The organism is Paraburkholderia mimosarum LMG 23256 = NBRC 106338 (genome assembly GCF_000739815.1).
GTDB lineage: Bacteria > Pseudomonadota > Gammaproteobacteria > Burkholderiales > Burkholderiaceae > Paraburkholderia > Paraburkholderia mimosarum.
The window spans coordinates 1-10694 of sequence record NZ_BBJJ01000125.1; the positions used below are offsets into that span (position 1 = coordinate 1).

Below are 10694 nucleotides of genomic sequence, written 5' to 3' on the forward strand. Positions count from 1 at the left end.
GGCCTGCTAGACTAGAGGCACGAGCTGGCCGAACGCGCTAAGCGACGCATCAGCGGCACCGTACCGAGTCGCATCTGGAACCGACCAAGACGCTCGCCGCCTTCGTCTTCGACGCCGTGCCGATGGTCTCAAAAGGTGACGAGACACGGCAACTCGCGCTCGACCTGGGTTTCATTCCCGTCGTTCCGCCCAAAAGAAATCGCCTTGAACCATGGGAAAATGATCGGAAAATGTACAAGCGCAGAAACGAAGTTGGGCGCCTGTTTCGCCGCCTCAAAGGCTTCCGCCGCATCTTTTCGCGGTTCGAAAAACTGGACGTGATGTTCCTCGCCTTTATCAATTTCGCGCTTATCGTCGATGGGCTCGGATAGTGTGAACACGCCCTTCTAGCGTGATCGGGATACTGCAAGTGTCGTGCCACGCCAAAAAAGTCATGCAGGACAACGCGATCACTTGGCAATACCTTGGCTTCTTCCCGACATTGTCGAAAATCTGACAAGTGAGATGGGCGAACAAGGTAAGCACAATTTCCTATCATAGGCGTCCAAGTTATTATGACTTGGCCAGATCGCCGAAAAGCATATATGCTGGGCGTGTCATGTGGGCTCAGAGTTCATCCCAGATTTGCGCAAATAATGCAGCAGGTCAGGCTAGTACAGCATCCCTCAAATAGGTTTAATAGTTATCGGGCTGCAGGTACGGGTGCAGCAGCGTGACGACCTCTCTGGCCATCTCGTCGAGCGTACCGGTACCTGGCAGGGGTTCCCAACGTCCACTGTGGCTGCGAAAGGCGGCGCCATAACGATTGCGGCCGAATTCAGTCAGCCGGGCCACCACGGTTGGCTCCTCGTCGTCCAGACGTTTGATCAGCAGGTGACGCCCGTAGGCTTGCGTAACGATCTGCTCATGGCCGAGCAAACTGCGCAGTTGTCGCTGCAATTGAGCAGCGTAGTGTTTGGCGGGTAAAGCCGGCATGTCGGTTCCTCGATTACAATGTGCCGCTTTGCAGCGGATAGCCCCGGAAACTCCATTTGAAGGGGCGCGCGACCTGATTGTGCTCGCTGAGGAACCGTTCGGTGCGCTCGCGCAGATGCGCGGTGCTGGTATGGCTGGCATGGCGCAGCACCCGGCGCGTGTAGCGGGCAAACCAGAGTTCGATCTGATTGACCCGACTCGCGTGCAACGGCGTGAAGTGGAAGCGAAACCGCTTGTCGTGCCGCGCGTTGAATGCCTGCCAGACAGCCTGAGCGCGATGCGTATTGAGGTTATCCCAAACCACGTGCACCTGTTTGTCAGGATATGCAGCAGTCACGCGCTCTATGAAGGAGACCAGATCGTCCTGGGTACGCCGATCGCGGCATTCTGCCAGCACCTGTCCGGTATGCACTTCGAGCGCAGCAATCAACGCCTGGGTGCCGTGAAGAACATGTTCGAATTCGCGGCGACGCAGCGTTCCCGGCACGGGCGAGCGTCCTGGGTGCTTGCCCTCGATGGCCTGAATGCCGGTCTTCTCGTCGATACTGAGCACTACCGCGTTTCGTGGCGCCTTGCGGTACAACCTGCAAATCACGTTGACCTTCTCGCGGAAAGCCGGGTCTGGACTGTGCAGCCATTGCTGGACCCGGTGCGGGCGCACCATCTCCGGCCTGCAGAATGCGCTGCACGTGGCTGCGGCTGATCTGCTCGACGACGCCGCGCTCCACCGCGCGCGCCGCAATCTCGTCAAGTGTTGGCGTGACCCGTCCCTCAGGTTCCTGAGCTTCACACGCCAGCGCAATCAACTGCAGTGGCGCTTCGTGCGTGATGCGTGGCGGCCGGCCACTGCGCTCGCCCTCGCGAATGCCTTGGGCACCTTGCCGGGCAATGCGCTTGCGCCACAGGCAGACCGTTTGCACGGATACCCCCAGCTCCCGCGCGATCACCGTATTGGAGTGGCCCTCGTGGGCCCACAACGCCATGCGCGCCCGCATCACATCTCGTTGCGCAGCCGTCTTCTGCTCGATTAGCGAGAGCAGTTCTTGTCGTTCTTTATTCGCCAGCTTCATTGGCGTTGCGTGGCGGCCTCGGCTCATCTCGCCATGATATCCGAGGCAACTATTAATTCAACCTATTTACGGGATGTCGTACTAGGGCACGTCGTTATACACATCTTCGCGGAGCCTGGTCAGATAGGGCTCGAAGTTCGAGCTGACACAGGAATTCGGGGGGTTGTAAACGGAAGTAAATGCAAGAAATGCGATTTACTCTTGCAGTTTGCGGCGACGAAAATGACGCGAGAGTCCGATCGGCGAGTCGCATGCCTGACGTGCGGCAACTGGCATATGCGTTGCTTTGTTTGGTGCTCGCGGAGACTCCGCGAATCGGGACGACCCTCCTGTGTGCTTGCGAGCAGGATGCGCACGGCTCAGCGCCCATTCGGGAGGTCGAGCGGCTGTTGAATTGATCGGAGCTGGCGGCGGGTCCTTGCTCGGGACAACGACCGTTCGCACCGCGCTGCCCTGCCTGTTCGCCCGGCAATGTCGTGCATCGGGGCGCTGCCGCCGAAGTGGAATCTGCAAGATGCGGGCGTCTTGCCCGCGGTTCCGACAGGACGCGAATCAATTTCCACAGGAGATCAGCCATGAATGGTGGGTTTGTCAGCGGTCCGATCCATCGCCGTATTCACCGGATCGCGCATGGGTGCAATGAAGATGGCCACTTACCCGATCAACGTCACCAGCACATACGGCGCGGCGGTGAATGTTTACACGACGATGTCGCCGACCCCGACCAATCCGCCGTCGACCGATCCTTCGGCCTACGTGCCGACCTATACGCTGCTCGGCAGCGTCCCGGCGGATGGTACCGGTCACTTCACGACCGACGAGCCGATCGCGCGCGTCGTGATTGCGCGTCAGACCGACGAATTTCCGCTCAAGGTGGCCGTCGCGGAAGCGCTCACGCCCGGCTCGCTGACGATTCCGCTCGCGCAGTCAGACGCGGACGTCGCACAGGCAGGCTGGAATCTCTACCGGAATACCGTGAGCCAGCCGTTTACGCCGACGGCGCTCAACTTCAACGCGCTGGTCGAGAACACCCCGGTGACCAGCCTGCCGGATGCGGCGGCGACCTATTTCTCGCAGAACGGCGCAGCGGGGCTCACGTTTGGCCTCTACTCCGCGCTGGGCTACTGGGCGACGAACCAGCTCTATGCGTTCCCCGGCACCTACTATTGCTACGAACCGCCGGCAGCGAGCTCGATGGGTTTCATCCTGCCGACGTCCTGCGTCGGCACACTGACGATCACCGGCGGCAAGGCGGTGTACACGCCCACCGAAGGCACGCCGATTCCGCTCGACTTCGCGACCTCGCAGCTGTCCAGCGCAGGGGCAACCGCGAAGAACGGCATGCTGCTCACGGCCGTCATACGCGACCTCGCGTGGGAACGGCACCCGGACACGATCACCTGGGCTTTCGTCGGCACGTACAACGGCCAGCAATTCATCGCGCAGTCGTACCAGGACCCGACGCTGCCGTGGTACGCGGTGCTCTATGACCTTGTCTACGGCGCGTTTTTCACCGTTCAGCTCGCGATGGCCGTCGATGCGGCGATCAACCTGCTGGCTGCGATTCCCGGCGGGCTGCAATGGCTCGCGACCAACGTCGGCGAGATCGCCGGCAAGATCCGCGGTGCGCTGAACGCGAACGGCGACAGCGCGGCCCCGGACAGCGCGGTGGGCGACGATGCCGATCCCGTCAACGTGGACGTCGACATCGACATCGATATCGATATCGACGTGGATGTGGACATCGATATCGACGTGGATGTAGACGTGGATGTCGACATCGACGTGGACGTGGATTTCATTGCCGTGGTCGACGTGGATGTGGATGTCGATATCGACGTCGACAACGATGTCGTGACCGACAGCGACATCGACGTCGATGTCGACGTGGATATCGACACCGACGTCGATGTGCTGCCCGGGACGGTATCGCGCGTGCTCGGCGCGGTCGGAAACTGGATCATGACCAAGGCGCTGCCGACGCTCGTCGAGGGCGTCGCGATCTACGTCGCGTTCCAGGCTGCCGGCAGGCTGCTCGATGCATGGCGGCAGGCAGACGAGCGCGACATGCAGAATCTCCAACCGCGCCAGACCTCCGGGCTGGGCCTGCTCGTCAACTACATGCTGAACGATCCGATCCCGGTCGACACGCGCTGGACCACCTTCAGCCAGTACGTGCAGGAAGTGCAGGGCGATTCGACCACGCTGCAGGTGACGCTGTCGACGATCCTGCAGACGAAGAACAGCCAAGCGGATACCGAAGCGCAGAACTGGCGCTGGCCGCAGGATGCCCAGAACGCGCTCGTCGCACAGATGAAGCAGAACACCGGCGCCAACGCATATCTGGCGTTCCAGACGCTCGCGAAAGCGACGTACCAGAACCGGCCGCTGCCCGTGAAGACCGGGGCGTCGGTTGCGATGGTCTACCTGAAGGGCTGATTGCCCGTCCGTCACGAGGATCGATAATGAGCACTGCCTGGGCGCAGCCGGACCCTGAACACTATCCCGATGCGGAAACGCATCGCCGCCGCTGGCGGCATCTCGCGCGCGAGATCGCGGCGCGTGCGGCGTCCATTACCGACGATCCGGCCGATATTGCGCCGCCGGCCCGGCCGGGTTTGCTGGAGATCCTCGGCTCCGGGATCGAGGCGAGCGGTTTCACCCGTGCGGACGAGGCGCGCATTCGTGCGGCAGATCACGTGTTCTTCTGCGTCGCGGACCCGGCGACGAAGGTCTGGCTGCTGCGCGAGCGTCCCGACGCCTACGACCTCTACACGCTGTACGACGACAGCAAGCGACGCTACGTCACGTACATGCAGATGGCCGAAGCGATGCTGCATCCGGTGCGACAGGGGCAGCGGGTCGTCGCGATCTTTTACGGTCATCCGGGCATCTTCGTGCTGGCGACGCACCGGGCCGTCCGGATTGCACGGCGCGAAGGGCATCGCGCCGAGATGCGTGCGGCGGTCAGCGCGCTCGACTCGCTGTGTGCGGATCTCGGCGTCGATCCCAGTCAGCCCGGCATGCAGATGTACGAGGCGACGGATATGCTGATCCGCAGCCGCCGGCCGGATACGGGATTGCACCTCGTGCTGTGGCAGGTCGGGCTGATCGGCGAGCTCGGGTATCGCCGCCAAGGGTATCTGAACTGCAACTTCTCGGTGCTGCTCGACTATCTCGAGGCGCTGTACGGTGCCGACCATCCGGTCGTGAACTATGTCGGCTCGCGCTATCCCGGCGTCGAGCCGTTGATCGACCGTCAGACGATCGCGTCGCTGCGGGATCCGTCGGTGCAGAACTGGGTGACGGGCATCTCGACCTTCTACCTGCCGCCGAAGGAGGCGGCCCTCGCCGATGCGGTGATGCTCGACCGGCTCGGGCTGCTGCATCCCGGCCAGCCGCTGCGCACGACTGCCGACGCGTTGCGCGTGATCGATCGCTACGGTCCGCGCGAACGCCGTGCGTTCACCGATTTCGCGACCTTCGACGTGCCGCAGAGCTACCAGTGGCAGCCCGACAGCGCGGCCGCGCGGTTCGTGCTGGCGCTGTGCGACGATCCGCGCCAGCGCGAGCGCTATCGCGACGATGCCGCCGCGGCCGTCGCCGGCTGGCCGGGCCTGTCGCCACGCGAGCGCGAGCTGCTGAGCCGGCGCGACGCCGGTGCGATCCAGCTCGCCGCGAAAGGACTGCGTGCCGGCGGCGAGCCCGAAAACCGCCGGCTGCTGAGCCTGCTGCTCGACCGCAAGTCGGCGAGCGCGACGCTGCTCGCGGCGGTCAAGCGCGCGCCGGCCGGCCGCGTTCTGGCGGCGGCCGCGTCGTGGAGCGACGCACGCGGCATCGCGGCTGACTGGCCCGCGCTCGCCGCCGATTTCCAGGAACTGCTGCGTCGCGACCTGGCGGTATGGAGCGGCTTCTATCTGGCCGCCGGGCAGGCACTGTCGCTGTCGGTGTTCGGCCGGCCGGACGGCGGCGTCACGCGCGTCGACCTGAACGGGGTGCGCGTGCAGGGCGCGCGCTTCGACAAGGGCGTGCTCACGTGGTCCGCCGATGCCGGAAATCCTTGCTCCGGCTACCTGCAGCCCGATCTGCGCCCGGGCGGCCAGCGGCGCTGGGTCGGACTGATCTGGCAGGCGGGCGCCCACCCCGATACGTCGCACAAGCTCGTCGTGGATGAGTGCCTGGCGCGCCCGCGGCTGCCGGCAAGCGCGATCGCCGGAGTCTATCGATGGCTCGCGCCCGGTGCAGGCGAGCACCGGATCGCGATCCTGCCGATGGCGGCCGGGATGAGCGTGACGCTCGACGGCACGCCTGTCGATGAACCGCTGTCGATTGGCCGCGACCATTTCACGCTCGGCGAGCGCCGCGTGCCGTTCGCGGCCCGCATCCGCGACGACTTGCCCGCCGCGTACCTGCATGGCGAATACCGGCTGCTGCTACGGCACGGGGCGCTGGCCGAGGTGACCTCCGCGTGCGTCGATGCCGGCGGCTTCTCGATCGGTGGGCGGCGCGTGGCGGCAACGTTCGACGGCGAAGCGATGGAATGGCGCGACGGGCCGTCCACGATGGCGTGCGGATCGCTGACATTCACGCTCGACCCGGTCACGTTGCGTCCGCTTGTGCACGGCACTGCGCAAGGCGCCAGCGGCGCGAGCATCGCGCTGCGCGGGATGGCGGTCATGAGCGGCGCCGACGCCGCCGTGCTCGCCGCGACGCCGCGGCTCGGGCTGCCCGACTGGGCGTGGACGCATCTTGTCGCGATCATGGCCGCAGCGAACCGCAAGGGCGGGCTGTTCCTGTGGCACGGCTACGAGCGCGTATCGACCAATCTCGCACGCGTCCGCCAGGTGCTTGCGCGACTGCACCGGGATGGAGCGGACCACGCATGAGCACCGTCATGGCCACCGGCGCGTCGATTGCCGACGTCGATCGCGCGCAACTCGTACGCGAAGCCGGACCGCGCCCGCGGCGCACATGGGTGCTACTCGACTACGACACGTCGCGCTTTCCATTCGCGGCCGTGCTGAGCCGCGACGTGTACAAGGTGCAGCGGCTCGACCGGCTGCATGCGCACCTGCTCGACCATCGGCGGCGCAACGGGCGCAGCGTGCGGATCGGCCCGCGCGACAACCTGATGGTGAGCGCGATGATGGAGCGCCAGCCTGCCGATGCCGATTTCTGGAAGCTCTACCACGGCTTCATGCTCGCGCAGCTCGCGCCGCTGGTCGGGCGCGGGATTTCGTACACGAGCCATCCGAAGCTGCGCATCCATCTGTCTGGCACGGCCAGCATCAGCTCATTTCATCACGACATCTGCGTGACGCGCCGGATCGACCAGATCAACTTCTGGATGCCGTTCACCGACGTGTTCGACGGCGCGACGCTGTGGCTCGAACGCGACTATGGCAGCGGCGATTTCGAACCGGTGCCGGTGCGATACGGGCAGGTGCTGATCTTCGACGGCGGCTATCTGGGCCACGGCACGGTCGCCAATCATTCCGGCGTGACGCGCGTGAGCCTAGACATGCGCTTTTCCTACAAGCGGGCGACGACGCGCGCCGAAGGCGTCGCGCTGATGGACCGGATCGTCGACGTGCTCGAGCGGCCGCGCGGCAGCGTCGACGACGCCGGGCCCGTCGAGCGATCCCTGACCACGCAGGAGGCACCATGATTCAGGAACTCGGGCAGCAGGCGCTGGCCGTCGCGGCGGACGTGACGGGCCTGGGACGCAACCGGCCGCGATCGGTCGGCGCGGAGCGTTACGGCCCCGACGGCGCGAGCGTCGCGACCATGGGCCAGGCGAACTATGCGGACGTGTCGGATATGGGCGGCACGATCCGCTATGCGGCATCGCTCGCGGGCGGCGCGCCCCATTCGACGTCCGACATCGTCATCGATGCACAAGGCCGCGCGGCGTCGTCGGCGACGCGGCTGCTCACCGCCGACGGCACGCTGCGGCGCACGCTGCGGCGCACGGTGCAAGGCATCTATCGCGCGCTGGCACTCGACCCCGCCGGCTGGACGACCGACGGCGTCGCGCAATTCTCGCTCGCCGGCCCCGACGGGACGCCAAGCCATGTCGCCGAGATGACCTACGCGAACGAACGGCCGGCGCGTTACTCGCTCGTCAACGACACATCCGGCGGGAAGGGCGCGATCGCGAGCCGCCTCGAGATCGATTTCGCGAACGCCGTGCTGGTCGGTACGCGGCTCGCGGGCGGCGAACTGGCGATCGTCCGCCATGCCGGGCCGGCGCTGACGCTCGCGAGCACCGCGCGCTCGATCCTGACCGCGCACGGAACGCCCGGCCGTCTGCTCACCACCAACTACGCGGAAGACGGCTCAACGGTGCGCCAACGTGTCGAATCCGACTACGGCGGAGTCGCGTTCGATGCGCACGGCAAGATTCTCGACGGGCATCTGCTTGTCACGTTGCACCCGGCGGCCAGCAACACGCAGGTGCTAACGCTGTTTCGCTTCGCGAACGGCAAGCTGACCTCGACTCGCGTGCTGAAACCGGGGGACCCCGTGCCGCCCTCACGCGAAGCCGCGCCGGCAAAACCCGTGCCGGGGCCCTGGCAGCCGACGCGTGCGCCGGATCGGACGCGGCGGGCGTTTCGCGCCGACGGCAGCCTCGCGCAGGTGCGCGACGAATGGCTGTCGAGTGGCCGCGCCTTGGCGCTCGCGCGTCACGGGTTTCGCGACCGACGGCCGGACCGTCGTGCGCGTGACCGACGTCGACTATCGCACGGCGCAGCTCGCGACCGACGGGCAGCCGATCGGCGGCACGATCATCTCCATCAGGTTCGAAGGGGGCGTGCGCTCGAGCACGACCCGCGTCGAGTACTAGATGCAGACGCGGCGTGCATGCCGCGAGCGACGTCATCACCGTCAACCCGCGTTGTTCCTACTCACCTACGGAGAAAAGCGATGGCTATCAACAAGAACTGCTCGATCACCAACAAGTCTGGCAAGAGCGTCGTCGTGCTCAATGCGTTCAACTCGTCGACCAACGTCGCGCAGAACTCGCCGAAGCAGGGCTATCTGCAGGAGCTGACGCTGCTGGCGCTGTCGTCGGGCAGCGAGGTGCTGGCCAACGGCGCGGTGCGCGCGGTCACGCTCGACGGTACTTACACCGATTCGAAGGGGCAGACCAAGCCATGCTTCATCTACCAGTTGCTGATTTCGCAGCCGGATTCACTGTTCCCGGTCATGTCGGTCGGCGAAGCGCTCGATTTCAGCACGCAGGGCTACCCGCCCATCTCCGTGACCGAAGCTGCCGCCGCCAACATGGCCAAGGCGCTGAGCTTCTGCCAGAACATCATGACGTCGCCGACGTCGAAAATGGCGACCGGCTTCCAGAGCGCGATGACCGACGCGTTCAAGCTGCCGTCCGTGTCCGACAGCGAGAAGGCGATCGCCGCGTTCTTCAACCAGTACGACCTGTTCAAGGGGCTCGACTTCCCGAGCTACGTCGCGGTCAGTACCTGGATGCGCGGCTATGCGTATCTGTGGGGCATGGACGACAAGGGCCAGCCGGGCCGGACCTACTACGTCTATTCGGCGCCGGGAGAGGGCAAGACCGGCGCGACGTCCGAAGGCACGATCGTGTTCGCCAGAAAGTCGGGGGCACCGTCGCCCGCTGATCCGGCCGACCGCTCGAGCGGCACGACGATCACGCTCACCGGGTCGAGCGGCTCGACGAGCACGTTGTCGTTCGACAATGGGCAGATCGTCGATACTGCCGGCGCGGTTGCGCTCAATGCGGCATTCGGCTTCAAGGGGACCTTCACGGGCAAGGAGAGCGACACCACCGCGTGGCCGATCCTGACCGGCACGCTGCTCAACAAGAAGGTGATCGCAATCCCGCTCGCGCCGGAGTCGGGCTGGGACAAGTTCTGGTCGAACCTCACGTTCGAGAAGGTGCTCGGCTACTTCCTGCAGGCGATGGGCGTGTGGATGGCGATCGATTTCCTGAAGCAGAAGCTGACCGGCAAGGACAACAAGCTCCAGGACGACCAGGCCAACGAGAATCGCGGTGATGCGCCCAACCGGCAACAGCAGCAGGATGCGCAGGATGCCGGCGACGAAATCGGTAACGACGCGCGACAGCAGGACCAGCAACTGGCCGACCGGGCCGCGGGCGACGGCAATGTGCAGGTGCCGGCGGACGATGCCGGGTTCGCGAACGACGTGAGTGCGGCGCGTCAGTCGGGCTCCGAAGCATACAGCGAGGTGGCCGGGGACAACATCCGCGGCGGGATCGACAGCGCAAGCACACAGCTCAAGGATCTCGCGCAGATCGAGGTCAACGAGCAGATCGAAGAGGCCGAGGGCAACCTCGTCGACGCGAGCTCGAAGCTCAAAGCCGGTCAACTGAGCGAAGCGAACCAAAGCCTGGGCGAGGTCACGCAGTCGCTTCCGGACATCGTCGAGAATCTAGGCGACCAGGTGAGCCAGCAATTGAAGGAGCAGGTCGAGGAAGCCATCGAGGTGCAGCAAGAGGCGTCCGACGTCGCCGAAGAGACCAGCGATAACGCCGACGTGGCGCGCTCCGGCGACGAGGAGCCGTTCGACGATGGTGTCATTCCCGAGTGAGCGGGAGCGCGGAACTCGTCGATCCGTCGGGTCGCCCGCATGGGTGACCCGACA

5 protein-coding genes and 3 pseudogenes are annotated in these 10694 nt (G+C 65.2%); 6 read left to right on the top strand and 2 right to left on the bottom strand.

All coding sequences use genetic code 11. The annotated features are described in order from the left end of the window. Window positions 1–18: 18 nt before the first annotated feature. Window positions 19–134, top strand: a pseudogene (locus BMI01S_RS44485) (IS21-like element helper ATPase IstB); the annotation flags it as partial. Then, window positions 132–371, top strand: a pseudogene (locus BMI01S_RS34600) (IS5-like element ISCARN85 family transposase); the annotation flags it as partial. The pseudogenes BMI01S_RS44485 and BMI01S_RS34600, both read left to right, overlap by 3 nt. Before the next feature lie 304 nt (window positions 372–675). Here BMI01S_RS34600 and BMI01S_RS34605 read toward each other — a convergent pair. Next, on the bottom strand, window positions 676–975 hold the full coding sequence (locus BMI01S_RS34605; protein WP_028232807.1) for a hypothetical protein: 300 nt from the start codon (window positions 973–975) through the stop codon (window positions 676–678). Window positions 976–988: 13 nt separating this feature from the next. Beyond that, window positions 989–2072, bottom strand: a pseudogene (locus BMI01S_RS34610) (IS630 family transposase). 603 nt (window positions 2073–2675) lie between these two features. Between BMI01S_RS34610 and BMI01S_RS42200 the strand changes: the two are divergent. From BMI01S_RS42200 to BMI01S_RS34630, 4 genes are read left to right on the top strand one after another with little or no spacing between them, the layout of a single operon-like run. Then, window positions 2676–4484 carry a hypothetical protein gene (locus BMI01S_RS42200; protein ID WP_161635567.1) on the top strand — a complete coding sequence of 603 codons (1809 nt, stop codon included), beginning with the start codon at window positions 2676–2678 and terminating at the stop codon, window positions 4482–4484. Between the two features lie 26 nt (window positions 4485–4510). Further along, window positions 4511–6931, top strand: a complete 2421-nt coding sequence (locus tag BMI01S_RS38415; RefSeq protein WP_051381595.1) for an SAM-dependent methyltransferase — start codon at window positions 4511–4513, stop codon at window positions 6929–6931. After that, window positions 6928–7713 carry a phytanoyl-CoA dioxygenase family protein gene (locus tag BMI01S_RS34625; protein WP_051381594.1) on the top strand — a complete coding sequence of 262 codons (786 nt, stop codon included), beginning with the start codon at window positions 6928–6930 and terminating at the stop codon, window positions 7711–7713. Before BMI01S_RS38415 ends, BMI01S_RS34625 begins: the two co-directional genes overlap by 4 nt. Continuing rightward, complete coding sequence (locus tag BMI01S_RS34630) at window positions 7710–10640, top strand: hypothetical protein (RefSeq protein WP_028232805.1); 2931 nt, start codon at window positions 7710–7712, stop codon at window positions 10638–10640. Before BMI01S_RS34625 ends, BMI01S_RS34630 begins: the two co-directional genes overlap by 4 nt. The last annotated feature ends 54 nt before the right edge of the window (window positions 10641–10694 follow it).